Annotated in this window: 24 protein-coding genes and 1 tRNA gene; 22 read left to right on the top strand and 3 right to left on the bottom strand. The window is 72.0% G+C overall.

Features of this window, described 5'->3' with window-relative positions:
- Nucleotides 1–43: 43 nt before the first annotated feature.
- The 8 genes from HHX40_RS34855 to HHX40_RS34890 all read left to right on the top strand — a co-directional run bounded on the left by HHX40_RS34855 (nt 44) and on the right by HHX40_RS34890 (nt 10,470).
- Nucleotides 44–1,966, top strand: a complete 1,923-nt coding sequence (locus tag HHX40_RS34855) for a TIGR03960 family B12-binding radical SAM protein (RefSeq protein WP_182883958.1) — start codon at nt 44–46, stop codon at nt 1,964–1,966.
- Between the two features lie 46 nt (nt 1,967–2,012).
- On the top strand, nt 2,013–2,783 hold the full coding sequence (locus tag HHX40_RS34860; RefSeq protein WP_310738411.1) for a TIGR03936 family radical SAM-associated protein: 771 nt from the start codon (nt 2,013–2,015) through the stop codon (nt 2,781–2,783).
- A gap of 103 nt (nt 2,784–2,886) precedes the next feature.
- Nucleotides 2,887–5,742, top strand: a complete 2,856-nt coding sequence (locus HHX40_RS34865) for an Rne/Rng family ribonuclease (protein WP_182883959.1) — start codon at nt 2,887–2,889, stop codon at nt 5,740–5,742.
- A 186-nt stretch (nt 5,743–5,928) separates the two neighbouring features.
- Nucleotides 5,929–6,243 (top strand): 50S ribosomal protein L21, encoded by a 315-nt coding sequence (rplU, locus tag HHX40_RS34870; RefSeq protein ID WP_117408867.1) that lies wholly within the window; start codon nt 5,929–5,931, stop codon nt 6,241–6,243.
- 44 nt (nt 6,244–6,287) lie between these two features.
- Nucleotides 6,288–6,545: a 50S ribosomal protein L27 gene (gene rpmA, locus HHX40_RS34875; RefSeq protein ID WP_117408868.1), complete on the top strand. Its 258-nt coding sequence runs from the start codon at nt 6,288–6,290 to the stop codon at nt 6,543–6,545.
- A 117-nt stretch (nt 6,546–6,662) separates the two neighbouring features.
- Nucleotides 6,663–8,012 carry a GTPase ObgE gene (obgE, locus tag HHX40_RS34880; RefSeq protein WP_117408869.1) on the top strand — a complete coding sequence of 450 codons (1,350 nt, stop codon included), beginning with the start codon at nt 6,663–6,665 and terminating at the stop codon, nt 8,010–8,012.
- 47 nt (nt 8,013–8,059) lie between these two features.
- Complete coding sequence (proB, locus tag HHX40_RS34885; protein WP_310738412.1) at nt 8,060–9,169, top strand: glutamate 5-kinase; 1,110 nt, start codon at nt 8,060–8,062, stop codon at nt 9,167–9,169.
- A 32-nt stretch (nt 9,170–9,201) separates the two neighbouring features.
- Nucleotides 9,202–10,470 carry a glutamate-5-semialdehyde dehydrogenase gene (locus HHX40_RS34890; protein ID WP_182883960.1) on the top strand — a complete coding sequence of 423 codons (1,269 nt, stop codon included), beginning with the start codon at nt 9,202–9,204 and terminating at the stop codon, nt 10,468–10,470.
- Between the two features lie 39 nt (nt 10,471–10,509).
- Here the strand turns inward: HHX40_RS34890 and HHX40_RS34895 are convergent, their stop codons facing one another.
- Entirely contained in the window at nt 10,510–11,172 is a 663-nt protein-coding gene (locus tag HHX40_RS34895; RefSeq protein WP_182878064.1) for a LuxR C-terminal-related transcriptional regulator, read from the bottom strand.
- Nucleotides 11,173–11,310: 138 nt separating this feature from the next.
- Between HHX40_RS34895 and HHX40_RS34900 the strand changes: the two genes are divergently transcribed.
- On the top strand, nt 11,311–12,885 hold the full coding sequence (locus tag HHX40_RS34900; RefSeq protein ID WP_182883961.1) for a serine/threonine-protein kinase: 1,575 nt from the start codon (nt 11,311–11,313) through the stop codon (nt 12,883–12,885).
- A gap of 15 nt (nt 12,886–12,900) precedes the next feature.
- Here the strand turns inward: HHX40_RS34900 and HHX40_RS34905 are convergent, their stop codons facing one another.
- A complete protein-coding gene (locus HHX40_RS34905; protein ID WP_396700260.1) occupies nt 12,901–13,920 on the bottom strand; it encodes a M48 family metallopeptidase in 1,020 nt (339 codons plus the stop codon).
- 107 nt (nt 13,921–14,027) lie between these two features.
- On the opposite strand from HHX40_RS34905, the gene nadD reads away from it, so the two are divergent.
- From nadD to HHX40_RS34930, 5 genes are all read left to right on the top strand, one after another.
- A complete protein-coding gene (gene nadD / locus HHX40_RS34910; RefSeq protein ID WP_117408873.1) occupies nt 14,028–14,639 on the top strand; it encodes a nicotinate-nucleotide adenylyltransferase in 612 nt (203 codons plus the stop codon).
- 305 nt (nt 14,640–14,944) lie between these two features.
- A complete protein-coding gene (locus HHX40_RS34915) occupies nt 14,945–15,274 on the top strand; it encodes a hypothetical protein (protein ID WP_182883962.1) in 330 nt (109 codons plus the stop codon).
- Nucleotides 15,275–15,517: 243 nt separating this feature from the next.
- Nucleotides 15,518–15,922, top strand: a complete 405-nt coding sequence (gene rsfS / locus HHX40_RS34920; RefSeq protein WP_117408875.1) for a ribosome silencing factor — start codon at nt 15,518–15,520, stop codon at nt 15,920–15,922.
- Between the two features lie 25 nt (nt 15,923–15,947).
- The gene (locus HHX40_RS34925; RefSeq protein ID WP_117408876.1) at nt 15,948–16,583 is read left to right on the top strand and encodes a histidine phosphatase family protein; all 636 of its coding nucleotides are present in this window, start codon (nt 15,948–15,950) and stop codon (nt 16,581–16,583) included.
- A 109-nt stretch (nt 16,584–16,692) separates the two neighbouring features.
- Nucleotides 16,693–16,765: transfer RNA gene (locus HHX40_RS34930), tRNA-Ala, on the top strand.
- A 44-nt stretch (nt 16,766–16,809) separates the two neighbouring features.
- Here HHX40_RS34930 and HHX40_RS34935 read toward each other — a convergent pair.
- On the bottom strand, nt 16,810–18,195 hold the full coding sequence (locus HHX40_RS34935) for a Dyp-type peroxidase (RefSeq protein WP_182878061.1): 1,386 nt from the start codon (nt 18,193–18,195) through the stop codon (nt 16,810–16,812).
- A gap of 182 nt (nt 18,196–18,377) precedes the next feature.
- On the opposite strand from HHX40_RS34935, the gene HHX40_RS34940 reads away from it, so the two are divergent.
- From HHX40_RS34940 to HHX40_RS37435, 8 genes are all read left to right on the top strand, one after another.
- A complete protein-coding gene (locus HHX40_RS34940; RefSeq protein WP_182883963.1) occupies nt 18,378–19,472 on the top strand; it encodes a carboxylate-amine ligase in 1,095 nt (364 codons plus the stop codon).
- 101 nt (nt 19,473–19,573) lie between these two features.
- A complete protein-coding gene (locus tag HHX40_RS34945; protein WP_117408879.1) occupies nt 19,574–19,927 on the top strand; it encodes a hypothetical protein in 354 nt (117 codons plus the stop codon).
- Nucleotides 19,924–20,310, top strand: a complete 387-nt coding sequence (locus tag HHX40_RS34950; protein WP_117408880.1) for a hypothetical protein — start codon at nt 19,924–19,926, stop codon at nt 20,308–20,310. Before HHX40_RS34945 ends, HHX40_RS34950 begins: the two co-directional genes overlap by 4 nt.
- 181 nt (nt 20,311–20,491) lie before the next feature.
- On the top strand, nt 20,492–21,676 hold the full coding sequence (locus HHX40_RS34955) for a CynX/NimT family MFS transporter (RefSeq protein WP_259404180.1): 1,185 nt from the start codon (nt 20,492–20,494) through the stop codon (nt 21,674–21,676).
- A gap of 53 nt (nt 21,677–21,729) precedes the next feature.
- Complete coding sequence (locus HHX40_RS34960; RefSeq protein WP_182883964.1) at nt 21,730–22,407, top strand: SRPBCC family protein; 678 nt, start codon at nt 21,730–21,732, stop codon at nt 22,405–22,407.
- Between the two features lie 213 nt (nt 22,408–22,620).
- On the top strand, nt 22,621–23,379 hold the full coding sequence (locus tag HHX40_RS34965; protein ID WP_310738413.1) for a dienelactone hydrolase family protein: 759 nt from the start codon (nt 22,621–22,623) through the stop codon (nt 23,377–23,379).
- A gap of 338 nt (nt 23,380–23,717) precedes the next feature.
- The gene (locus HHX40_RS34970; protein ID WP_182883966.1) at nt 23,718–24,608 is read left to right on the top strand and encodes a DMT family transporter; all 891 of its coding nucleotides are present in this window, start codon (nt 23,718–23,720) and stop codon (nt 24,606–24,608) included.
- Nucleotides 24,609–24,870: 262 nt separating this feature from the next.
- Nucleotides 24,871–24,955, top strand: an 85-nt coding sequence (locus tag HHX40_RS37435; protein ID WP_259403175.1) for a LacI family DNA-binding transcriptional regulator, incomplete at its 3' end; no start/stop codon positions are given.

The raw sequence follows: 24,955 nt of genomic DNA on the forward strand, positions 1-24,955 counted from the left end.
AAGATCCGCAGGGGCCACTCCCGGAAGCCGATACCCTGGAGTCATGTCTGTCGAGTCGTTGTTTCCCCGCCTGGAGCCGCTGCTGCCGAAGGTGCAGAAGCCGATCCAGTACGTCGGGGGCGAGCTGAACTCGACGGTCAAGGACTGGGACGAGGCGACCGTCCGGTGGGCCCTCATGTACCCGGACGCCTACGAGGTCGGCCTGCCCAACCAGGGGGTGCAGATCCTCTACGAGATCCTCAACGAGCTGCCCGAGACGCTGGCCGAGCGCACCTACGCGGTGTGGCCCGACCTCGAGGCGCTCATGCGGTCCGAGGGCGTCCCGCAGTTCACCGTGGACGGCCACCGGCCGGTTCGCGCGTTCGACGTCCTCGGGGTGTCGTTCGCCACCGAGCTCGGCTACACGAACCTGCTCACCGCGCTCGACCTGGCGGGGATCCCGCTGGAGGCGGTGGACCGCACCGACGAGGATCCGATCGTGCTGGCGGGCGGCCACGCCGCCTTCAACCCGGAGCCCATCGCCGCCTTCCTCGACGCCGCCGTTCTCGGCGACGGCGAGCAGATCGCCATCGCGATCTCCGAGGTGCTGCGCGAGTGGAAGTCCGAGGGCGGCCCCGGCGGCCGTGACGAACTGCTGCTGCGCCTCGCCTCCACGGGCGGGGTGTACGTCCCGAAGTTCTATGACGTCGAGTACCACCCGGACGGCCGCATCATGCGGGTCGTCCCCAACCGTGACGGTGTGCCGTCGCGCGTCTTCAAGCACACGGTCATGGACCTCGACGAGTGGCCGTACCCGAAGAAACCGCTGGTCCCGCTGGCCGAGACCGTGCACGAGCGGTTCAGTGTCGAGATCTTCCGGGGCTGCACCCGGGGCTGCCGCTTCTGCCAGGCGGGGATGATCACCCGTCCGGTCCGGGAGCGGTCGATCACCACGGTCGGCGACATGGTCGAGGCGGGGATCAAGGAGTCCGGCTTCAACGAGGTCGGGCTGCTGTCGCTGTCCAGCGCGGACCACTCCGAGATCGCCGACATCACCAAGGGCCTCGCCGACCGTTACGACGGCAGCCAGATCGGGCTGTCCCTGCCCTCCACCCGGGTCGACGCGTTCAACATCGATCTGGCCAACGAGCTGTCCAGGAACGGCCGCCGGTCCGGGCTCACGTTCGCGCCGGAGGGCGGGTCCGAGCGGATGCGCAAGGTGATCAACAAGATGGTCACCGAGGAGGACCTGATCCGCACGGTCACCACCGCCTACTCCAACGGCTGGCGGCAGGTGAAGCTCTACTTCATGTGCGGGCTGCCGACGGAGGAGGACGTGGACGTCCTCGGCATCGCCGACCTGGCCAAGAAGGTCATCAGGGCGGGCCGGGAGGCGACCGGCTCGCGGGACGTCCGCTGCACGGTCTCCATCGGCGGATTCGTGCCCAAGCCGCACACGCCGTTCCAGTGGGCCGCCCAGTGCGACCACGAGACGGTGGACCGCCGGCTGCGGGCGCTGCGCGAGGCTCTGCGCTCCGACAAGGAGTACGGCAGGGCCATCGGCTACCGCTACCACGACGGCAAGCCGTCGATCGTGGAGGGGCTGCTGTCGCGGGGCGACCGCCGCGTGGGCAGGGTCATCCGGGCCGTCTGGGAGGACGGCGGCCGGTTCGACGGCTGGAGCGAGCACTTCTCGTTCGAGCGGTGGATGGCCGCGGCCGAGCGGGCCCTGGCCGGCGAGCCGGTGAACGTGGACTGGTACACCATCCGCGAGCGGGACGAGCACGAGGTGCTCCCCTGGGACCACCTCGACGCCGGTCTCGACCGCGAGTGGCTGTGGCAGGACTGGCAGGACGCGCTGGGCGACGTGGAGGTCGAGGACTGCCGCTGGACGCCCTGCTACGACTGCGGCGTCTGCCCGACGATGGGGACGGAGATCCAGGTCGGCCCGACCGGCAGGAAGCTCCTGCCCCTCACGGTGATCTGACGCCCCGACAAGACGACTGACCGATACCGGAAGGACGACGGAACTGGTGAAACCCGTTCCCGAGGGGCCCGCGCCCGAACCCACGGTGCAGCGCCTGCGCGTGCGCTACGCCAAGCGGGGGCGGCTGCGCTTCACCAGCCACCGCGACATCTCCCGCGCCGTCGAGAGGGCGGTGCGGCGAGCGGGGATCCCGGTGGCCTACAGCGCGGGCTTCAACCCGCACCCGAAGATCTCCTATGCGGGCGCCGCCCCCACCGGGGTGGCGAGCGAGGCCGAGTACCTGGAGATCGGCGTCCACCGGGCGTGCGATCCACGCCGGGTGCGCGACGACCTCGACGCCTCGCTGCCGCCGGGCCTGGACGTGCTCGACGTGGTCGAGGCGCGGGACGGCGGCCTCGCCGACCGGCTGGAGGGATCGGTCTGGGAGTTGCGGCTCCCCGGGGCCGATCCGGGGGAGGCCGAGCGGGCGGTGAAGGAGTTCCTCTCGGCCGGTCACGTCGAGGTGGAACGCCTGACCAAGAAGGGAATGCGGCGCTTCGACGCCCGCCAGGCGGTGCGTACGCTGACCCTCGTGGAGGGGCCGGAAAAGACGGCAGGTCAGGAGCCTGTTCAGCCGTGTGTCATACTTCGTATGGTTGTTCGGCACGAAACACCTGCCGTACGACCCGATGACGTGCTCATGGGGCTGCGTCTCGTGGCAGGCTTCGCGCCGCCGTCACCCGCTGCGGTGACCAGGCTGGCGCAGGGGCCGCTCGACGCGGTGACCGGTGAGCCCGCCGACCCGTTCGATCTCGACCGGGCAGGCGGAGAACGATAAGACTTGCCGCCGCGGCGCCGACAGGAGGCCCGGCGGACCGCGAGAGACGAGAGCCTCCGCGCGGCGCGGAGACGTGCCCGGGGGCTGACGGGAGAGCGCCCGCATGCTCGACAACGAGCCCACTGACGGGGCTGTGAGCCTTGACGGTGAAACGACAACAGAAGACCAGGGCCAGGCCGGAGGGAACGTGGTTTCCTCCGGTCCGGTCCGTGCGTCCACGCCACGCCGCCGGTCGGCGAGCCGGCCCGCCGGGCCCCCGCCCGAGCCAGACGAACTGCCGCCTCCGGTGACCACGGTGGCCGCCGCCGCGGCGCCGAAGGCGGTGGAGCCCGAGCAGCCGGGCCAGGAGGCGCAGGAGGCGCCGGTCGTCCAGGAGCGGCCGAAGCGGGCCACCCGCCGCCGCACCAAGACCGCCGAACCGCCGGCTCCCGAGCCCGCGGTGGCGGAGGCGCCGGTCGTGGAGACGCCGGTGCCGGCGCAGGTCCCGGCCGCCGCGCCTGAGAGCGCGGGCGCCGAGCCGGTGGACGGCGGGGACGACGAGCCGGCCGCGCCCACGCGGCGCCGCCGTAGCCGCAAGCGGACCGACACGCCGGAGCAGGCCGAGCCCGCCGAGCAGGCCGAGGCCGTCGAGGAGACGCCCGCCCCGCGTCGCCGCCGTCGTGCCCGGGCGGACGAGTCCGCACCGGAACGATCCAGGGCGATGAGCGCCGCGGAGGCGGAGGTGGCCGCCGCGCTGCGGCTCAACCTGCCCGACGAGGAACCGCTGGACGACGAGCCGATCGACATCGAGGACATCGACGTCGAGGAGATCGGTGAGACCGAGGAGGAGAACGGCCGTCCTGACGTGGTGGCCGACCCCTTCGGGCTGTCCTCCCGGTCGCAGCCCTCGCCCTCGGTGACCTTCCAGGCGCCGTCGGCGCTGTTCCATCCGCTCTTCCAGGCTCCCGACCCCTTCGCGGCGCCCGTGCAGCGGCCCGCCGCGCACGTCCCGGCGCCGGCGACGGCCGGGGACGAGGACCTTGAGCCGGAAGAGCCGGAGGAGGAGCCGGAGGAGACCGCCGAGCAGGGCGAGGACGAGTCCGAGGGCGGCGGCCGTCGTCGTCGCCGCCGTCGCGGCGGCCGGGGCCGGGGAAGCCGGACGAGGGACGCCGAGGAAGGCGAGGAGTCCGAGGCCGAGGGCGAGGAGCCGCGGGCCGCGCAGGACGAGGACGAGGACCGCGAGCAGGCCGAGGACGAGTCCGACGCCCAGGGCGGCACACGTCGTCGCCGCCGTCGCCGCCGCAGGGGCAGCGAGGAGGCCGAGCCCACCCCCGACGACCCGCCGAACACCGTCGTCCGCATCCGGGCGCCCCGCGCGACCCGGTCCACGTCCGTCGACGAGGTCCAGGGCGTACGGGGATCGACCCGGCTGGAGGCGAAGAAGCAGCGCCGCCGCGAGGGCCGCGAGCTGGGCCGCCGCCGCCCGCCGATCATCACCGAGTCGGAGTTCCTGGCCCGCCGCGAGTCGGTCGAGCGGATCATGGTGGTACGCCGCCAGGGTGGCCGCACCCAGATCGCGGTGCTGGAGGACGGGGTCCTCGTCGAGCACTACGTCGACCGCGAGTCGAGCCAGTCGTACGTCGGCAACGTCTACCTCGGCAAGGTCCAGAACGTGCTGCCCTCGATGGAGGCGGCGTTCGTCGACATCGGCAAGGGCCGCAACGCGGTGCTGTACGCCGGCGAGGTGAACTTCGACACCGCCGGGCTGGAGGGCCAGCCGAAGCGGATCGAGGCGGCGCTGAAGTCCGGGCAGTCGGTGCTGGTGCAGGTCACCAAGGACCCGATGGGGCACAAGGGGGCCCGGCTGACCTCCCAGATCAGCCTCCCCGGCCGCTACCTGGTCTACGTGCCGGACGGCTCGATGACCGGGATCAGCCGCAAGCTGCCCGACAAGGAGCGAACCCGGCTCAAGCAGATCCTGCGCAAGGTCATGCCGGAGAACGCGGGCGTCATCGTGCGCACCGCCGCGGAGGGCGCCTCGGAGGAGGAGCTCGACCGCGACGTGGCCCGGCTGTCGGCCCAGTGGGAGAACATCCAGCGCAAGGCCAAGTCGGCCAGCCCGCCGGAGCTGCTGTCGGGCGAGCCCGACCTGACCGTCCGGGTGGTCCGCGACGTGTTCAACGAGGACTTCACCTCGCTGGTCGTCGAGGGCGACGAGGCGTGGACGACGGTGGACGAGTACGTCCGCTACGTCGCCCCGCACCTCACCGAGCGGCTGTCGAAGTGGCAGGAGGAGACCGACGCCTTCTCCGCCTACCGGATCGACGAGCAGATCGCCAAGGCGATGGAGCGCAAGGTGTGGCTGCCGTCCGGCGGCTCCCTGGTGATCGACCGGACCGAGGCGATGACCGTCGTCGACGTCAACACCGGCAAGTTCACCGGGCAGGGCGGCAACCTGGAGGAGACCGTCACCCGCAACAACCTGGAGGCGGCCGAGGAGATCGTCCGCCAGCTCAGGCTGCGGGACATCGGCGGCATCATCGTCATCGACTTCATCGACATGGTGCTGGAGAGCAACCGCGACCTGGTGCTCCGCCGGCTGCTGGAGTGCCTGGCGCGGGACCGCACCAAGCACCAGGTGGCCGAGGTCACCTCGCTGGGCCTGGTGCAGATGACCCGCAAGCGGGTCGGCCAGGGTCTGCTGGAGGCGTTCTCCACGCCGTGCGACTGCTGCCACGGGCGCGGGATCATCGTGTCGACCGAACCGGTCGAGGGCAGGCCCGAGCCACGCGGCACACAGGGCAAGATGGCCATCGAGAAGGCGGTGGCCGACAAGCTGGCGGCGAGCGAGGGATCGGTCGCCGCGGCGACGGGGTCGGCGCGTGAGAGCGTGACCGACGCCATCGACTCAGACGAGGGTGAAGGCTCCGCGCCGTCCTCCCGGGGACGGCGACGTTCCCGCAGGAAGACGGCGGAGTAGCGACTTCCTCACCTGGCGGTCCGCTCGGTTCGACCTGGGTACCGGATATCCGGTACCCTGGTCATCCGGTGCGCCTGGTGTCGGCGTGCCTGGCTTCGCGCGCCTGCCCGGACCGCCGGTCGTGTATCGACAGCAGCTGGATGCGGGGCGCGGCATCTCAGCATTAGCCAGTAGAAGGGTTCCGCGGTGTACGCGATCGTTCGTTGCGGCGGCAGGCAGCAGAAGGTCTCCGTCGGGGACGTCCTCGAGGTGGACAAGGTCGCCGGAGAGGTTGGCTCCTCGGTGTCGCTGCCGGCGGTGCTCGTCGTCAACGACGGCGATGTCACCACCGACGCAGCCGCTCTCTCCCGGTTCCAGGTGACCGCCGAGATCCTCGGCGAGACCAAGGGACCGAAGATCCGGATTCTGAAGTACAAGAACAAGAGTGGCTACAAGAAGCGCCAGGGTCACCGCCAGCGGTACACCCAGGTCAAGGTCACCGATATCAACCCCGGAAAGTAGTCTCCCGGGGGACACCCCGGCTTACCCCCGACAGGGAGTGAACCATGGCACACAAGAAGGGCGCCTCGTCCACCCGGAACGGCCGTGACTCGAACGCCCAGCGCCTCGGCGTGAAGCGCTTCGGCGGCCAGCTGGTGAACGCGGGCGAGATCATCGTCCGTCAGCGCGGCACGCACTTCCACCCCGGCGACAACGTCGGCCGCGGCAGCGACGACACGCTGTTCGCCCTGGCCACCGGCCGGGTGCAGTTCGGCACCAAGCGCGGTCGCCGCGCGGTGAGCATCGTCCCGGCCGCGGAGTAGATCCGCCCGGACACCTGAAGCAGCACGATGAGGCGGATCGAGCATTCGGTCCGCCTCATTCGTTTTCTCCGGCCGTACTCCGGTCGATTCCGGCACAGCAGTAAGGGGGAGCGGCTGATGGCCGACTTCGTGGACCACGTCGTCCTGCACATCAAGGCGGGTGACGGGGGCAACGGCTGCGCCTCCATCCACCGGGAGAAGTTCAAGCCGCTGGGCGGGCCGGACGGCGGTGACGGCGGCCGCGGCGGGGACGTCATTCTGGAGGTGGACCCCAACACCTCGACCCTGCTCGAATACCACCACCGGCCGCACCGCCGCGCGGGCAACGGCAAGCAGGGCATGGGCTCCAACCGGGACGGCGCCAACGGCGAGGACGTCGTCCTGCCGGTGCCCGACGGCACGGTCGTGAAGGACGCCAGGACCGGGGAGGTGCTGGTCGACCTGATCGGCTCGGGCACCCGGTACGTCGCCGTGCAGGGCGGCTTCGGCGGCCTCGGCAACGCCGCGCTCGCCAACGCCAAACGCAAGGCCCCCGGCTTCGCGCTGCTCGGAGAGCCGGGCGACGAGGCCGAGATCGTGCTCGAACTCAAGACCGTCGCCGACGTCGCGCTGGTGGGCTTCCCCAACGCGGGCAAGTCGTCCCTGATCGCGGCGCTCTCCGCGGCCCGGCCGAAGATCGCCGACTACCCGTTCACCACCCTCGTGCCGAACCTCGGGGTGGTCACGGCGGGCGAGACCGTCTTCACGGTCGCCGACGTGCCCGGGCTCATCCCCGGCGCCTCGGAGGGCCGGGGCCTCGGCCACGAGTTCCTGCGGCACGTCGAGCGCTGCTCGACGATCGTGCACGTGCTCGACTGCGCCACGCTGGAGCCGGGACGCGACCCGGTGACCGACTTCGAGGTGATCGAGGCCGAGCTCGCGGCGTACGGCTCCCTGCAGGACCGGCCGCGCCTGGTCGCGCTGAACAAGGTGGACGTCCCCGACGGCCGGGACCTCGCCGACATCGTCACGCCCATCCTGGAGGAGCGCGGCGTGCGGGTCTTCGAGATCTCCGCGGCGAGCCACGAGGGCCTGCGGCCCCTGTCGTTCGCGATGGCCGAGATGGTGGCGGCGGCCCGCGCGCAGGCCCCGGTCGAGGAGCCGACGCGTCTGGTCATCCGGCCCAAGCAGCTCGGCGAGGCCGGGTTCTCCGTACGCCGGATCGACGAGAACCGCTTCCAGGTGACCGGCGAGAAGCCCGAGCGGTGGATCCGCCAGACCGACTTCACCAACGACGAGGCCGTCGGCTACCTCGCGGACCGGCTCGACCGGCTCGGCGTCGAGGAGGAGCTGATCAAGGCCGGTGCGACGGCCGGCGCTGAGGTCGTCATCGGGCCGATGGAGGGCGGCTACGTCTTCGACTGGCAGCCGTCGCGGGGCGCCGAGGCGGTCCTCGGGCCGCGCGGCACCGACCTGAGACTCGGCTGACCGGGAGACGCGGTGAGAGGGGGAGCGGTGAGAGAGGGGGAGACGGCGTGACGGGCAGGCAGCGGATCGGCGAGGCCGCGCGGCTGGTGGTCAAGGTGGGCTCGTCGTCGCTGACGACCCCCCGCGGCACGATCGACGTCGACCGGGTCGACGCGCTGGTGGACGTGCTGGCCGCCCGGCGGCTGGCCGGCGCGCAGATCGTGCTGGTGTCGTCCGGCGCGATCGCCGCCGGGCTCGGCCCGCTCGGGCTGCGCGCCCGGCCCAAGGACCTGGCCACCCAGCAGGCCGCCGCCTCGGTGGGGCAGGGCGTGCTGATCGCCCGTTACACCTCCTCCTTCGCCAGGTACGGCTTACGCGTGGGCCAGGTGCTGCTGACGGCCGACGACATGATGCGCCGCTCGCACCACCGCAACGCCCAGCGGACGCTGGCCCGGCTGCTGGAGCTCGGCATCGTCCCCGTCGTGAACGAGAACGACACGGTGGCCACCGACGAGATCCGGTTCGGCGACAACGACCGGCTGGCGGCGCTGGTGGCCCACCTCATCCACGCCGATGGCATGGTGCTGCTGTCGGACGTCGACGCGTTGTACGACGGGGATCCCCGCAGGGAGGGCGCCGCCCGCATCGCGGAGGTCAGGGGACCGGAGGACCTGGAGGGCGTCGAGCTCGGCACCTCCGGCCGGGTCGGCACCGGCGGCATGATCACCAAGGTGGAGGCGGCCCGCATCGCCACCGGGGCGGGCGTGCCCGTCGTGCTCACGGCGGCGGCGCACGCGGCTCAGGCGCTCGCGGGGGCCGACATCGGCACCTGCTTCCACCCGGGGGGCCGCCATCCCGGCACCCGGCTGCTCTGGCTCGCCCACGCGACGACCGGGCGCGGCCGGCTGCACCTGGACGCGGGCGCGGTCGAGGCCGTGGTGGGGCGGCGGATGTCGCTGCTGCCCGCCGGTGTCGTGAAGGTCGAGGGCGACTTCGCGGCCGGCGACCCGGTCGACCTGTGCGCGCCGACGGGCGTCGCGGTCGCCCGCGGCCTGGTCAACTACGACGCGGGGGAGATCCCCGACCTGCTCGGCCGCTCCACCAGGGAGCTGGCCAGCACACTCGGCCCGGAGTACGAGCGTGAGCTGATCCACCGGGACGACATCGTGATCCTGTAGTCCACCGAGAAGAAGCGACGGAGCGCGAGGCAATGTCTGAGGTTGTGTCCGAGGCAGAGGAATTCCTGACGGTCGCCCGGGCGGCGAAGGACGCCGCGGCGGCGCTCGCGCCGTTGCCGCGCGCGCCGAAGGACGCGGCGCTGCGTGCCGTGGCCGACGCGCTGGAGGCGGCCACGGACGAGATCGTCGCGGCCAACGCCGTCGACGTGGACCAGGCCAGGGCGAACGGCGTCCCCGAGGCGATGATCGACCGGCTGCGGCTGGACGCCGCCCGGATCGCGAAGATCGCCGGGGCTGTCCGCGAGGTGGCCGACCTGCCCGACCCGGTCGGGGAGGTCATACGCGGGAGCACGCTGCCGAACGGCCTGGAGCTGCGGCAGGTGCGGGTGCCCCTCGGCGTCATCGGCATCATCTACGAGGGCAGGCCCAACGTCACCGTCGACGCGGCGGCGCTCTGCCTCAAGAGCGGCAACGCCGTGCTGCTGCGCGGGTCGTCCAGCGCGTACTCCTCCAACACCGCGCTCGTGCGGATCATGCGGGAGGCGCTGGCGGCGACCGAGGTGCCGGCCGACGCCGTACGGCTCGTGCCGGGCCAGACCCGCGAGTCGGTCCGGCATCTCATGCGCGCCCGGGGGCTGGTCGACGTGCTGATCCCGCGCGGCGGCGCCTCGCTGATCAACAGCGTGGTCGAGGAGTCGACGGTGCCGGTCATCGAGACCGGGGTGGGCAACTGCCACGTCTACGTGGACGCCGACGCCGACGTCGAGACCGCCCTGAAGATCCTCGTGAACGCCAAGGCGCAGCGGCCCTCGGTGTGCAACGCCGCCGAGACGTTCCTGGTGCACGCCGCGATCGCCGACGAGTTCGTCCCCAAGGCGCTGACGGTGCTCAAGGACGCGGGGGTGACCGTCCACGGCGACGAGCGGGTGCGGTCCTACGGCGCCGACGTCGTGCCCGCCACCGAGGAGGACTTCACCACCGAGTACCTCTCGCTCGACGTCGCCGCCGCGGTGGTCGACTCGCTCGACGACGCGGTCGCGCACATCCGGCGGTACGGCTCGGCCCACACCGACGCCATCGTGACCCGGTCCCAGCAGGCCGCCCGCAGGTTCGTTGCGACCGTGGACAGCGCCGCGGTGGCGGTCAACGCCTCGACCCGCTTCACCGACGGCGGCGAGTTCGGCTTCGGCGCGGAGATCGGCATCTCCACGCAGAAGCTGCACGCCCGCGGGCCGATGGGACTGCCGGAGCTGACCTCCACCAAGTGGATCTACACCGGGGACGGGCACATCCGGGTGTGACCCTCGCACCCGGGCCCGGAGGCGGCCTCAGACGCGGGCTCAGACGCGGGTGAGCACGGGACGCGAGCCGAGGCCCGCGTCCCTCGCCCGCAGCGCCGCGTCCACCCGACTCGGCGCCTCCAGCTTGGTCAGCACGTTGCTCACATGGTTGCGCACGGTCTTGGTGGCCAGGCACAGCTCGCGGGCGATCTCGGCGTTGGACCTGCCGTCGGCCAGCCGCTCCAGGATCTCGTGCTCCCGCTGGGTGAGGCCGGGGAACGGGCTGCGGGCCGGCGGCGTCGTCAGGCGGTCCAGCAGCCGGGGGGCCAGCCCGCCGCCGAAGACGACCTGCCCGTGGGCCACCGACGTGACCGCGGCCGCGATCTCCGAGGGGCGTGACCCGTTGAGCAGGTAGCCGTACGCCCCGGCGCGCAGCGCGCCCGTGAAGCCCGCCTCGCCGTCGTCCGCGCCGAGCGCGAGCACCCGTACGGCGGGGCAGCGGCGGGGCAGGGACTCCAGAGCGCCCAGCATGGCCAGGTCGGCCAGCAGCACCCGCGGCGACAGCCGTACGCACAGGCGGAGGGCGTCGAGGTCGTCGCACGCGGTGCCGGCGACGTGGAGTCCGGCCGCCTGGTCGAGGGCGGACCGGATGCCCTCGACGAGCAGAGGCTGATCGGCGGCGACCACGACGGTGATCGGGCCGGAGGAGTCGGTCATCGGCATCGTTGTCTCCGTCTTGCCTGTGTTTCCGGAGCAGACTCTGCCGGGACGCTCTTGTGGGCCGGTTGGTGTTCGCTTGTATCGGGTCATCGGCGCGCCTCCGCCGATTCTGGCTCCGGGCCCGCTATGGTTGGCGCTCCTATGGCTGGACGTCTCGGGCGGGTCGGCCCCTACACGCTGCTGGAGCGGCTGGGCCGGGGTGGCATGGGCGAGGTGTACCTCGCCGACGGCCGCCGGGGCGACCGCGTCGCGGTCAAGATGCTCCGCGACCCCATCGAGCACGACCCGGACGCGCGTTTACGCCTCGAGCGCGAGGTGCGGGCGCTGCGCAGGGTGGAGAGCCCGTACGTCGCCCAGGTGCTCGACGCGGACCTGTCGGGCGACCGGCCGTACCTCGTGATGGAGTACATCGAGGGGGAGAACCTGCTCGACGCCGTACGGCGCGGCGGCCCGCTCAAGGAGCCACAGCTGATCACGCTGGCGCAGGGGCTCGCCGCCGCGCTGGCGATCATCCACGCGGGCGGGATCGTGCACCGCGACGTCAAACCGGCCAACGTGCTGCTCGGCGAGGACGGGCCCGTCCTGATCGACTTCGGGATCGCCCAGGTGCTCGACGCGACGCGGGTCACGATGACCGGAACGTTCCTCGGCACGCCCGGCTACTGCGCGCCGGAGGTGTTCTCCGACGAGACGGTGGGGGAGCCCGCCGACGTGCACGGCTGGGCCGCCACCGTCGCGTTCGCGGCCACCGGGCGGCCCACCTTCGGCCGGGGCACCGCCGAGTCGCAGATGTACGCCGTGCTGAACGGCAAGGCCGATCTCGTGGGGGTGCCCCCCGCGCTGCTGTCGCTGGTGCGTGCGGCGCTGCACCGGGACCCCTCCCGCCGTCCCACCGCCGCGCTGCTCGCCGACCGCCTGTCCAGGCTCGCGCGGGTCGCCGTCGACCCGCCGGACCGCGGCGCCGGGCCGCCCGCCCCGCAGCGCGCCAGGGAGAACGGCCGGGAGAACGGCGCGGGCGGCCCGGCCGTGCAGGTCCGGGCCTCCGCGGAGGCCGCCGCCCGCACCGGGACGGCACGGTCCCCGGTGCGGCCACCGTTGAGAAGCCCTTTGAGAACGCCGGTGAGGACCGCGGCGCGGACCCAGGCGAAGACGGCGGCGAAGTCGGCGACCGGCCCGGCCGCGCCCGAGGGGGCGCTCGGGATCCCGACCGGGAACGCGGCGCTGGTCCTGGTCGCGCTCCTCGCGGTGCCGTGCGTGGTGACGGCGGTGATCTACCCGCTGGCCACCTTCGTGATCACCGCGGTGTTCGCCGTCGTGACCAGGGCGATCTGGACGAGCCACTGGCTGGTGCGACGACGCCGGCCCGGCCGGGGACGCACCTTCCTGCGGGTGCTGCTGTTCCCCCTCACCCTGTCGGGCTCGGCGCTGTCGGCCGTCGTGTGGCCGGGCCTGCCGGCCGCCGCGGCGGCGTTCGCGGCGATCTGGGTGGGTTCCGGCGCGCGCCTGGACCCCGACTGGTGGTCTCAGGTGGTGCCGGTCACGATCGCCGGGGTCGCCTTCGGAGTGGTCAGCGGCGGGCTCGTCGGGCGGGAGATCGAGCGCGCCGGCGGGGCCATTCCGGGCCTGCGCCGGGAGGGCCTGCGGGCGCTCGCCGTGCTCGGCGGCTTCGTGCCGCTGTGCGCGGCCGCCGTACGCGCCGTCTCCTACTTCTTCTGAGCAGCCGGGCCGGGGTCAGTTCTCCCGCCGGGCGAAGCGGTTGAAGATGCGCTCGCCCGCGTTGACCGCGCCCTCCGCGACGTCGCGCAGCACGCCGATGAACGGGTCCTGCGACTGCGCCCACGACTCCCGGTAGGAGTTGGCCGCGGCCTTGATCTCGTCGGTGAGCCGGGCGTTGGCGTCGTCCTCCCGGCGCGGGTAGTCGCCGGCGAGGACGCGGTCGTACTCGCCGTCGCGGCGCCAGCGGTCGAGTTCGGCGACCCGGGTCACGGCGAACGGGTGGGTCGTGCCGAGCATGTTGAGGACCTTGAGCAGGCCGTCGCGGACGTCGCCCGCGGTGTCGTACTCCCTGGCCTGGTCGAGGAACGCCTCGATGTTCATCTCGTGCAGGCGCGAGCCGCCGGCGAGCTTCATGAGCGCGCGCAGCGCGGCGTCGGGGTCCTGCCCGGCGAGCAGGCCGCCCCGGTCGGCGGACATCTCCGCCTTGCGCTGCCACTCCTCCAGGGCCGCGACGATGATCCGCAGGCCGATGTAGCCGAGCGGGATCCAGGCCACCCGCGTGGCCAGCCGGGTCAGGATCGCGAGCATCGTGCCGTAGACGGCGTGGCCCGACAGGATGTGGGAGGTCTCGTGGCCGACGACGAAGCGCAGCTCCTCGGAGTCCATGAGGTCGAGCAGGCCCGTCGAGACGATGATGAACGGCTCGTCGAAACCGATCGCCATCGCGTACGCCTTGGGGTCCTGCTGCACGTAGATCTCGGGAATCCGGTGCAGGTCGAGGATGTAGGCGCTGTCGCGGCCCATGTCGTACAGGGCGCGGAACTGGGTGTCGGTCGTGCGCACGGCGGAGGCGAGGAACATCAGGCGGAGCCTGCGCTCGCTGAACAGGCCGGACGTGCGCTTCAGCACCGCGTCGAACCCGGAGAGCGAACGCATCGCGACCAGCGCGGACCGGTCGGCGGGATGTTCGTAGGCTCGTGAGCTGATGCCGGGCAGCTGCACGCGATTGCGATCGGGAGTGGTCATGTCCCGCATGCTATGTCTCAGGGGGCGGACGCGCGCGGGACGCCGCGAGGAGCCCTGACGGCGTCCGAGGAGGCCGGTTCACGGGCCGGCCGGGCGAGGACGTTAAGGTCCGTTCCATGCGAAACGGGACGGAGATCCGGCGGCTGGGCGTGATGGGCGGGACGTTCGACCCGATCCACCACGGCCACCTGGTGGCGGCGAGCGAGGTGGCGCACCACTTCGACCTGGACGAGGTGGTCTTCGTCCCGACCGGGCAGCCGTGGCAGAAGGCGGACCAGCGTGTCTCCTCCAGCGAGGACCGCTATCTGATGACCGTCATCGCGACCGCGTCGAACCCCCGCTTCTCGGTGAGCCGGGTGGACATCGACCGGCCGGGGCCCACGTACACGATCGACACGCTGCGCGACATCGCCGCCGCGTACGGACCGGACGCCGATCTCTACTTCATCACCGGCGCCGACGCGCTCGCGCAGATCCTGAGCTGGCGCGACGCCGGCGAGCTCTTCGACACCGCGCACTTCGTCGGCTGCACCCGGCCCGGTCACCCGCTGCAGGACCCCGGCCTGCCGGCCGGGAAGGTGAGCCTGGTCGAGATCCCCGCCCTGGCGATCTCCTCCTCGGAGTGCCGCGACCGCGTGGCCGCCGGGGAGCCCATCTGGTATCTCGTCCCCGACGGCATCGTGCAGTACATCAACAAGCGCCGCCTGTACCGGGACCCGGCCGGCTGAATCGCCGGGCGCCATCGGGGCCGCCAACGGGCGGGCAAGGGACGCGTGGTCGTCGGCGCCCCGCGCCCGCCGGATCACTCTGCGCGGTCAAATGGTCCGAGACCGCCGGGCAGGCTTGCGCCAACTCCCCTGGAAACCTTCGGGTCCGGCGATACAGGATCGGAGTACGGCCGTAAGGCGCGATGTCGCCGGAGGAATGCCGTCCCCCGACCCGGCTCGGGGAAGGCGCGCGGTCCGTTCCCGCGGTCCAGGACCTGCCTGGTCGCCAGACCCGTCCCAGCCCTGACCGGGCGCAAGGAGGGACCATGCACCCGAAATCGATGCGGCTCGCCGTCGCGACAGTTCTCGGCTCCGCGCTCGTGGTGGGAGGGGCCGCGCTGCTGAGCGGTACGGCCGCCGCCACGGCCGGCTCGGCCGCTCCCGCCCAGGTGACGACCACCGGCACGGGACACGGCACCGGACACGGCACGGGACACGGCACAGGGCACGGCACCGGATCCGGCCAGGCGCAGCGGGTGCCGCACGTCAAGCCGACCAAGCCTCACAAGCCGAGGAAGCACCACAAGAAGCCGAAGCAGCACCAGCAGCAGCACAAGCACACCAAGCCTCATCACGGGCCTGGTCACGGGCACTGACGGCCGGCCCGCGTGGTCCGCGGGCGACCTGTCCGATGCGGCCCCGCACCCGTACGGGCGCGGGGCCGCACGCGTCCCTCCGGCGGAATCATCGGGCCCGGGAGGACGTTGAAGCTCCGATCCCGGGCATAACTCCGGTATCGACAGGGTGTGACGGTAGGGTCTCCACGGAAAAGCGGGTTGTACGGGGGCCGCGGACTGTGCACCCTTGAAGAGCCCGTCAACGGAGGACAGAACCGAATCGTGACAGCATCCGAGAGAGCGGCAGAGCTTGTGCGGGTGGCGGCCGAGGCCGCCGCCGAGAAGCTGGCCGACGACATCATCGCCTACGACGTGAGCGAACAGCTCGTCATCACCGACGCCTTCCTTCTCTGCTCCGCGTCCAACGACCGGCAGGTCCGCGCGGTCGTCGACGAGATCGAGGAGCGGCTGCGCGTCGAGGCCGACGCCAAACCCGTACGCCGGGAGGGCGAGCGGGAGGGCCGCTGGGTCCTGCTCGACTACCTCGACATCGTGGTGCACGTGCAGCACGAGGAGGACCGCGCCTTCTACGCGCTGGAGCGCCTGTGGAAGGACTGCCCGTCCATCGAGCTGCCGGAGAGCGTACGGCGGGTCGCCGCCCAGCGTGGGCGCGGGGCGAACCCGTGACGGACGCCGGCACCGGGGCGGCGTGATGGGCCGCCGTGTGGTCTGCCTGCGGCACGGGCAGACGTTGTGGAACGTGGAGAAGCGCTTCCAGGGGCACACCGACATCGCCCTGGACGAGACGGGGATCGCCCAGGCAGCCCGGGCGGCCTCCCTGCTCGCGTCGCTGCGCCCGACGATGCTCGTCGCCTCCGACCTCCGCCGGGCCTACGACACGGCCTCCGCGCTCGGCCGCATCACCGGCCTCGACGTCATGGTCGACAAGGACCTGCGCGAGCGCGGCGGCGGGGAGTGGGAGGGCCTGACCCGCGACGAGATCAGGGCGGGCTGGCCGGTCGAGTACGAGGCGTGGGAGGCGCCGGGCGGCGAGGACGTGACGCACGTCGCCGACCGGGTGGCCGAGGCGGTCGAGCGCTGGGCGGGCCGCCTGGGCGACGACGGCCCGCTGGTGATCGCCTCGCACGGCGCCGCGCTGCGGCTCGGCATCTGCCGCCTGCTCGGCCTGCCGCAGGAGCTGTGGTCGGCGCTCGGCAGCCTGGGCAACTGCTCGTGGTCGGTGCTGGAGGAGGGCCGCCGGGGATGGCGCCTGATGGAGCACAACGCGGGCACCCTGCCTGAGCCGGTCAGCAGCGACGACAGCCCCGCCGCCACCGCGGACGGCTGATACGCCTGTTACCGGTGCTACGCGGGTGACCGGTGACGATTAGGTAAACGGAAGGGCATGGATATATGCTCTCCGAGCGCCGCGCCGGGAGGACTCGGAGCGGTGGCAAGGGGCTATAGCGCAGCTGGTAGCGCACCTCCATGGCATGGAGGGGGTCTGGGGTTCGAGTCCCCATAGCTCCACCCACTCGGGTGCGCGGTCACTCAGCTGGTGACTCAGCCGGGCGTCACAGGCCTTTCAGGTAGGCGAGCGACGGCATGAAGAAGTACTCGCCTCCCTTCATCGTCACCGTCTGCGGAACCTGCTGCCGGGGGGCGCTCAGCTTCTTGCCGTCCCACTCGGTGGGGAAGCGCACCTTGACGTCCCGCCTGCCCTGGCCGATCACGGGGTCGTGGCCGGTGCCCTCGGCGGGGAAGCCGGGCTCGTCGGCCCAGCTCTGCTGGGTGAACTCGAACTGGGACTGCAGGCTGGAGTTGAACGCCATGAACAGCAGGCCCACGCCGCCGGTCGGCCTGGTCGCCGGGGACGCGTCGTCCCACGGCCTGTCGGTGCGCCTGCCGTACGTCTGGCCGCGCCGGGCCATCATGACCCCGAGCGCGCGCTCCAGCCCGCCGTCACGGGAGTCGCGGGGGTTGGCCTTGCGGATGTGCGCGCTCACCGGGCACCTGGACCCGGGATCGTCGCGGTAGCTGAAGTCGTTCTGCACCGGGTGGCCCTCGGCGCTCGGCCTGCCGTGCAGTCGCAGCGGCGTGCCGTTGCGGAACCGGCCCACGAGCATCGCGCCGGCGAGCGGCCGGTCCTCCCCCTTGAAGCCGAGTGCGTCGGCGAGGGCCTCCTCGGCCTCGCGGAACGCGCGGACGTTCTGCTCCAGCTTGCGCAGCACGAGGTAGCTGCCGAAGTGACGGCTCGGGTGCGGGGCGAGGGGGTCGGCGGCGAGCACGTGGCTCAGCGGGAAGAACGGGTTCCAGTTGGTGCCGGACTCGGCGGCCACCTGGTCGGCGAGGAACAGCGGCTGGCTGCGGCCGTCCACGTAGCCGAAGTGCTCGATGCCCCGGCCCTGGGCGTCGCGCAGGCCCTCGCCCGTCTCCTCGCCGAGGATCTTCGCGGTCTTCGGCAGCAGCGCGAGGACGCGCGTGCGCGTCGCGGCGACCGGCTCGGGCGTGGCGTCCCCGATCAGCACGATCGCGTGGATCTCCCCCTGGTAGTGCTTCTCCCACGCGTCGACCGCCGGGTCGCTCAAGGTGTCCTTGCGCCGTTTCATCCCCGACTTGAACGCGTTGTCGGTGAATTTAGTGGTTGATTCGCCCAGTTTGAGATATCCGAGCTTGCTGATGCCGACGCCGACGTACGGCGTGCCGCGCTTCTTCGAGCGGTTGAACTCGCGCACCTCCTCAAGGTGCTTCCTGGCCGACTTCATGAGCGGCACCAGGGAGCGCAGGAACCGCCTGCCGTCCGCGCCGTCGCCGAAATGCACGAGCAGCAGGGACATGCTCTCGCGCACGTGCGCCTGCAGGATGTTCGGCTGCAGGTTGTCGAGCATCGCCTTGGTGTCGGCGTCGAGTTTCGCCGAATCCCAGGCGAGCGGCTTTCCGTTGGACAGGTTGACCGGCATGTCGGTTCCTTCCCCCCTAGTGGAAATGTCGGGCCCCTACCGATGAGAGCCATCATCCATGGAAAAGGTTCGGCGTACCGGGGAAACGGCGGGGTCGGAAGGACGGGGCGGTGGTGGCCCCGGCTTCCCGCCGTTCCGCGCAGGCCAGGCCTACTTTCCGTGACGGGGGTAGTGACCCGGCCATGATGAAGAGACGGCCTGTCGGCGTTGAAGAGGAGTTTCTTGTCGTCGACCTCCAGTCCCGGCGTCTCACGCCGCTGGCGGAGTCGATGCTGGAGCGGCTGCCGGACGAGGGGTTCTCGGCCGAGTTGCAGCGATCGGTGGTGGAGACCAACAGCACCCCGATGGAGGACCTGAGCGACGTACGGGCCGAGATCGTACGGCTGCGCCAGGCGCTGGTCGCGGCCGGAGAGCCGCTGGGCGTGGGCGTCATCGCCGCCGGGACGACCCCCAACACCGGCATCGAGGGCTACACCTTCACCCCGGGGGAGCGCTACCGCTACCTGTCGGAGTCCTACCGGTTCCTGGCCGAGGAGCAGCTCATCTGCGGGGCGCAGGTGCACGTGGAGATCGACGACAGGGACGTGGCGGTGCTCGCCGCGCAGCGCGTCGAGGCGTGGCTTCCGCCGCTGCTGGCCCTCAGCGCCAGCTCGCCCTTCTGGATGAACGAGGACAGCGGGTACGCCAGCAGCCGGGCGCTGACCTGGCAGCGGTGGCCGACGGCCGGGCCGCTCGGTCCGTTCGCCGACGCCTCCGAATACGACAGGACGGCAGAGGACCTGGTCGCCTCCGGCGTGATCAAGGACGCCGGCATGATCTACTACGACCTGCGGCTCAGCGCCCACGTGCCGACGGTGGAGATGCGCGTCTGCGACTCGTGCCCCCTGGCGGACGACGTGGTGCTGCTGGCCGGGCTCTTCCGGGCCCTCATGAGCAGGGAGATCGAGGCCGTGGAGCGGGGTGAGCCGCCGGTCGGGGAGCAGCGTCTCGCGCTGCTGCGGGCGGCCAACTGGCGGGCGGCCCGCGACGGGCTGGAGGGCGAGCTGATGTCGCCCGTCACCAGCCGGCCGGCGCCGGCGCCGCGGCTCGTCGCGTGGATGCTGGAGGAGCTGCGGCCGACCCTGGAGGAACTCGGCGACTGGGAGATCGTGTCGGAGCTCGCCAACGAGGCCCTGCTCCGCGGCAGCTCCGCCTCCCGCCAGCGGGGGGCGTACGCCGTCAACGGCAGAGCCGAGGACGCGGTCGACCTGCTGCTCGCGGAGACCCGGCAGAGCTAGAGCCCTTGCTGAGCGCGGACCGGGCCGCGCGAGGGGGTGGGCGGTCGGGCCGATAGCCTTCTGGCCATGCCTCCACTGTCCGCCCACCCCCTGAGCACGGCATGAACGGCGCCTACTCGGGCTGGCTGATCGGCGCGGCCCTGCTGCTGGCGCTGGCCGCCGTGGTCACCACCGTACGGAACCGGCCGATGGGGCCGGTGCTGCTGATCGGGCTGGGGCTGCTGGAGATCGCCGTGCTCGCGCAGGCGGGGTTCGCCCTCGCCGGGATGGGGCGCGTCGCGGAGAAGGCGACCTTCGTCGGATACCTGGCGGGGACCGTGGTGATCCCGCCCGCCGCGGTGTGGTGGGGCCGGGCGGAGCGGACCCGCTGGGGCCCCGGGGTCATCGCCGTGGCCGCGTTCACCGTGGCCGTCATGACCGGGCGGCTGCTGCAGGTCTGGAGCATGGTCCCGTGAGCGACGCGGCCGTACGGTCCGGGCCCGGGCGGGTGCTCGTGGCGGTGTACGGCGTCTTCGCGCTGGCCGCGACCTCCCGCGCCGCCGTGCAGATCGCCACCCGTTTCGCCGAGGCGCCACTGGCGTACGCGCTGTCGGCGTTCGCGGCGGTCGTCTACATCGCCTTGACGGTGGCGCTGGCCCGCGGCGCCGCCCGTGTGGCGCTCGCCGCCTGCCTGGTCGAGCTGGCCGGCGTGCTGGTCGTCGGCACGCTCAGCCTGGCCGACCCGGCCGCCTTCCCGCACGCCACCGTGTGGTCGGGGTACGGCAGCGGGTACGGCTTCGTGCCGCTGGTGCTGCCCGTCGTCGGCCTGCTGTGGCTGCTGCGCGGCGTCCGCCGCTGACGATCCTTTTCAGGACTACTCCAGGAACCGGGAACAAACGAGGAGTTTGAGGCCTTTGGTAGGGTGTTAAACGTAGGATGACTGGATGAGGGGAGATGTTGCGGCGATGAGTGCCGTCGTCACGCGAAGGGCCACCGGCGAGGCTCCGTGGAGAGCCGCGTGGAGAGCGCCGGGCGGATCGATGGCGTGGCTCATCGCCGGCGGCATCGCCCTCGCCGCACTGAACCTCCGCACCGCCGTGACCAGCGTGGGCACCGTCCTCGACGAGGTGAGCACCGGGCTCGGCCTGTCCGGCGCGATGACCGGGCTGCTGACCACGCTGCCGGTGGTGAGCTTCGCCCTGTTCGGGGCGCTGACGCCGGCCATGTCCCGGAGGATCGGCGAGCACCGGCTGCTGCTGACCGCGATCGTGCTGCTCGCCGCGGGCCAGGCCGTACGCTCCCTCGTCGACTCGGCGGCGCCGTTCATGGCCGCCAGCACGGTCGCGCTGGCGGGCGGCGCGGTCGGCAACGTCGTCATCCCCACGCTGATCAAGAAGCACTTCCCGCGACGGTCCGGCGCCATGACGACCGTCTACTCGACCGCCCTCGCGGCCGGGACGATGGTGGCCGCCGCGGCCACCGTCCCGGTGCAGCAGGCCGCGGGCGGCAACTGGCACGTGGCACTCGGGGTGTGGGCGGCCCTGGCCGCCGTTGCCGCGATTCCGTGGCTCGCGCTCAGGCGCGGTGAGCCGGAGCGGCGTAGCACCCCCGCCCGGACGGCGGGCGAGAGCCTCCTGCGCAGCAGGCTCGCCTGGGCCGTGGCCGGTTACTTCGGGTCGCAGTCGCTCATCGCCTACGTCATGTTCGGCTGGCTGCCGCTGCTGCTGCAGGACAACGGCTACACCAGCGGCCAGGCCGGGGTGGTGCTCGCCGTGTTCACCGGGCTCGGCATCCCGATCTCGATGGTGGTGCCCACGCTGGCGACCCGCCTGTCCGGGCAGCGCCCGCTGGTGGTCGCCTTCGCCGCCCTGTACGCGGCCGGCTTCGCCGGGATGCTGACCGGGCACGCGATGTGGGCGTGGGCGATCCTCGTGGCGCTCGGCGGCGGCACGTTCCCGCTGGCGCTGGCGATGCTGGCGCTGCGGACCCGGACGGCGCCGGGCACCGCCGCCCTCTCCGCCTTCGGGCAGAGCGCCGGATACCTCATCGCGGGCGCGGGCCCGATCACGTTCGGCCTCCTCCACCAGGTGAGCGGTGGCTGGGCGCTGCCGTTCGGCCTGCTGTTCGCCGCGCTCGCCGTACAGGTCGTCACCGGCTGGTACGCGGGCGGCGACCGGACGCTGGAGGACGCGGGCGCCGAGGGGGCTTCCCGCCTCCGGGTTTAGGCAGCCCTCAGAGGGCAGGGCTTGTCGTGTAGCCCACGAGAGAAGGAGGAGGCATGAGCTCGATCGAACAGTCCATCGATGTGAATGTCCCGATCCGTACCGCGTACAACCAGTGGACGCAGTTCGAGAGCTTCCCGGAGTTCATGGAAGGCGTCGAGTCGGTCAAGCAGATCGGCGACACACGTACCGACTGGGTCGTCGAGATCGCGGGAGTCCGCCGGGAGTTCGAGGCGGAGATCACCGAGCAGCACCCCGACGAGCGCGTGGCCTGGCGCTCACTGGACACGCCGCGGCAGGCCGGAGTCGTCACGTTCCACCGGCTCGGCGACGCCACCACCCGCGTCACCCTCCAGATGGAGTACGACCCCGAGGGCTTCCTCGAGAAGGCGGCGGACGCTCTTCAGCTCGTGCGCATGCGCGTCAAGGGCGACCTGGAGCGTTTCAAGACCTTCATCGAGTCGCGCGGCGGCGAGACCGGCGCCTGGCGCGGTGACGTGCCCGGCCCGCACCAGCAGGACGGAACGGGCTCCGGAGGTTTCTCCGGAGGAGGATCCGGTACGGGCTACGACATCGGCGAGCCGATGCCGCCCCAGACCGTGAACCCCGACTACCCCCGCGAGACGCCGCTGCCCGCACCCGGCAGCGGTCCGATCCCGCCGGCGCCCGGTACGGGCCCGCTCCCCGGCAGCGGACCTCTGCCGCCGCGGGACACGCCCGGCCCCGTCATCTAGGCGCGTCATCTAGGCGCGGTTATCCAGGCCCGGTCATCTAGGCGCGGGTCGTCCGAAGAGGCCCATCTCCCGAGGGACAGGGAGGTGGGCCTCTTCTCGTTATGATGCCGATATTAGAGAATTATCGGTAATTTATTTTGTCGTGATATGATTGAGCAGTAATAATATAGCCTTTCGGGCGTCGTTCATTTGATTATGAAGGGATGCCCGCCCGTGTGCTATGACGCCGACGCCGTACCCCCTGTTCACGGTGCTTCGCTCACGACCACGTCGTCCGAGCGCCTCGTCCTGACCTCGGGCGACGGAGCGGAATTCGCGGCTTTCCTGTCCCGTCCCGGAGAACGCGCCGGTGCCGCCGTACTCGTCCTCCCCGACAACCGGGGCCTTTCGGGGTTCTACGAGCAGCTGACCGGACGGCTCGCCGAGCAGGGGCATCCCGCGCTGGCGATCGACTACTTCGGCCGTACGGCGGGGACCGGCCCGCGCCCGGCCGGCTTCCCCTTCATGGAGCACCTGGGCAAGGCGCACAAGGACACCCTCTTCGCCGACATCGCCGCCGGGGCGCGGTGCCTGCGGGCTGAGGGGCACCAGGACGTCGTCACGCTCGGGTTCTGCTTCGGCGGCAGGCTGGCGTTCCTGGCGGCCCGCCCCGAACTCGGATTCAGGGGCGTCGTCGGCCTGTACGGATATCCGGACACGCTGTTCGGCAATCCCGGCCCCACCCAGTTGGCCGGTGAACTGCGCGGGCCGATCCTCGGACTGTTCGGCGGCGCGGACGAGGGCATCTCGCCCGAGGTGGTGAAGGCGTTCGACGAGGCGCTGGACGGCGCGGGAGTCGAGCACGAGTTCGTCACCTATCCGGGAGCCCCGCACAGCTTCTTCGAACTCGGCCGGCCGGAACTGGCCGAGGCCTGCGCCGACGCGTGGTCGCGCGTCCTCGCCTTCCTGGAACGTGTGCCGGCGGGGTCCTGAGCCGCGCCGCCGCGCTGCCTACCGGCCGCCGCACTACGCCGCACTATCGGGGGGCCGGACAGCGGACAGCCCGAGGCGACCTGACCTCGCCTCGGGCTGTCACGATGCCAAGACTACGACTTCGATGTCCGGCTGTGCGCACCGGCACCCCCCAAATGCCGGAAAAGCCGATGCCGTGTTTCGGGAGAGCCCGCTAGTGTGGCCCGCGTGCCAATGATCGTCTCTCCGCCGCCCGCCCGATAGCGGGCGGCGTCATCCGGTGAGCCGGGTCTGGAAGGCCCGGCCGGTGGCCCCTGCCCGCGTACGGGAATCGGGCCCACTTCACTGGAGAGACGTCGATGAATCATGCTCCAGCCCTGTCCGTACGGCAGGGCCTTGTCCACGTGTCCACCGCCGCGGCCGCCTGGGGAACCGGCGGCGCGGCGGGGGCGATGCTCCACGACGCGGGCCGGCTGAGCCCCGTCGCCGTGTCCTTCTGGCGCTTCGCCTGCGGGGCGGCACTGCTGCTCGTGTTCGCGCGCTGCCGCCCTTCCTGGCGGGCGGTGCTGCTCGTCGGCCCGGCCATGGCGGTGTGTCAGGCCGCCTACTTCGCCGCGATCGCCGAGACCGGCGTCGCGGTCGCGACGATGATCACCATGGGGTCGGCCCCGCTCCTGGTGGCGGCCGGCGGCCGGATCTTCCAGGGTGAGCCGCTGGGCCGTACGGCTCTCGCCTGCGCCGGTCTCGCACTCGCCGGGCTGGCCATGCTCACGGGCGGAGCGGCCCCGGCCGGCCCCGCAGGCGTCGGCTACTGCCTGGTGTCGGCGGCCGCCTACTCTTTCGTCACCCTCGTGACGCGCCGTATGCCCGCGGAGGGGGTGGCGGTGTGGGGTTTCGCCGGGGGAGCGCTGTGCCTGCTCCCGCTCGCCGTGGGCGGGGGGCTGCTGCCCACCGGGCACACGACGACCAGCGTGCTGCTCCTCGGCTATCTGGCGATCGTGCCGACCGCGCTCGCGTACCGGTTGTTCTTCACCGGTCTGGGCGTCGTGGGCGGGGTCACCGCGTCGGTCGTCTCTCTGCTCGAACCCCTCGTCGCGGCCGTCGCAGGCGTCGTTTTGCTGGGGGAGCGCATGACCGCCGTACAGGTGGGCGGGGCAGCCCTCCTCCTGACCGCCCTCACCTGGCTCGCCCGCGCGGAGTTGCGCGGCGGGCCGGCGCAGGGGTCACGACCAGGGAAGCCGAGCTGTTAACGGTACCATCGGGTGGATGGTGTGAAGCGCGCGGTCGCCAGGCGGAACGTTCCTTTTCGGTACGCGTCCCGCCGGTGATCGCCGTCGGCGCTCGCACCGTCCGCTGGTCCCGGCAGTCCCGGCAACGTGCCGGGACTGTGCCGGGATCGTGTCGGAGTCTGTCGGGTTCGTTCAGGGCGACTGATCGGGAAGAGCGGGGACGCGGGGGATGACGATGGTGCGGCCTGGAGAGAGCCCGGCCGAGCGCCCGAGGGCGGCGGTCATGGAAGACGTCGCGGAGCTGGCGGGGGTGTCGGCGATGACGGTGTCGCGGGTGCTGAACGCTCCGGAGAAGGTGCGTCCGGAGA

Origin of the sequence: Microbispora sp. H10949, from assembly GCF_014161435.1 — a bacterium.
Lineage (GTDB): Bacteria > Actinomycetota > Actinomycetes > Streptosporangiales > Streptosporangiaceae > Microbispora > Microbispora triticiradicis.

What these genes read in the sequence shown, in the direction of transcription:
- HHX40_RS34855 (WP_182883958.1), top strand. Translation starts at nt 44, where the DNA reads ATGTCTGTCGAGTCGTTGTTTCCCCGCCTGGAGCCGCTGCTGCCGAAG.
- HHX40_RS34865 (WP_182883959.1), top strand. Translation starts at nt 2,887, where the DNA reads ATGCTCGACAACGAGCCCACTGACGGGGCTGTGAGCCTTGACGGTGAA.
- rpmA (WP_117408868.1), top strand. Translation starts at nt 6,288, where the DNA reads ATGGCACACAAGAAGGGCGCCTCGTCCACCCGGAACGGCCGTGACTCG.
- obgE (WP_117408869.1), top strand. Translation starts at nt 6,663, where the DNA reads ATGGCCGACTTCGTGGACCACGTCGTCCTGCACATCAAGGCGGGTGAC.
- HHX40_RS34890 (WP_182883960.1), top strand. Translation starts at nt 9,202, where the DNA reads ATGTCTGAGGTTGTGTCCGAGGCAGAGGAATTCCTGACGGTCGCCCGG.
- HHX40_RS34895 (WP_182878064.1), bottom strand. Translation starts at nt 11,172, where the DNA reads ATGCCGATGACCGACTCCTCCGGCCCGATCACCGTCGTGGTCGCCGCC.
- HHX40_RS34900 (WP_182883961.1), top strand. Translation starts at nt 11,311, where the DNA reads ATGGCTGGACGTCTCGGGCGGGTCGGCCCCTACACGCTGCTGGAGCGG.
- HHX40_RS34905 (WP_396700260.1), bottom strand. Translation starts at nt 13,920, where the DNA reads ATGCGGGACATGACCACTCCCGATCGCAATCGCGTGCAGCTGCCCGGC.
- nadD (WP_117408873.1), top strand. Translation starts at nt 14,028, where the DNA reads ATGCGAAACGGGACGGAGATCCGGCGGCTGGGCGTGATGGGCGGGACG.
- HHX40_RS34915 (WP_182883962.1), top strand. Translation starts at nt 14,945, where the DNA reads ATGCACCCGAAATCGATGCGGCTCGCCGTCGCGACAGTTCTCGGCTCC.
- HHX40_RS34925 (WP_117408876.1), top strand. Translation starts at nt 15,948, where the DNA reads ATGGGCCGCCGTGTGGTCTGCCTGCGGCACGGGCAGACGTTGTGGAAC.
- HHX40_RS34935 (WP_182878061.1), bottom strand. Translation starts at nt 18,195, where the DNA reads ATGCCGGTCAACCTGTCCAACGGAAAGCCGCTCGCCTGGGATTCGGCG.
- HHX40_RS34940 (WP_182883963.1), top strand. Translation starts at nt 18,378, where the DNA reads ATGATGAAGAGACGGCCTGTCGGCGTTGAAGAGGAGTTTCTTGTCGTC.
- HHX40_RS34945 (WP_117408879.1), top strand. Translation starts at nt 19,574, where the DNA reads ATGAACGGCGCCTACTCGGGCTGGCTGATCGGCGCGGCCCTGCTGCTG.
- HHX40_RS34955 (WP_259404180.1), top strand. Translation starts at nt 20,492, where the DNA reads ATGGCGTGGCTCATCGCCGGCGGCATCGCCCTCGCCGCACTGAACCTC.
- HHX40_RS34960 (WP_182883964.1), top strand. Translation starts at nt 21,730, where the DNA reads ATGAGCTCGATCGAACAGTCCATCGATGTGAATGTCCCGATCCGTACC.
- HHX40_RS34970 (WP_182883966.1), top strand. Translation starts at nt 23,718, where the DNA reads ATGAATCATGCTCCAGCCCTGTCCGTACGGCAGGGCCTTGTCCACGTG.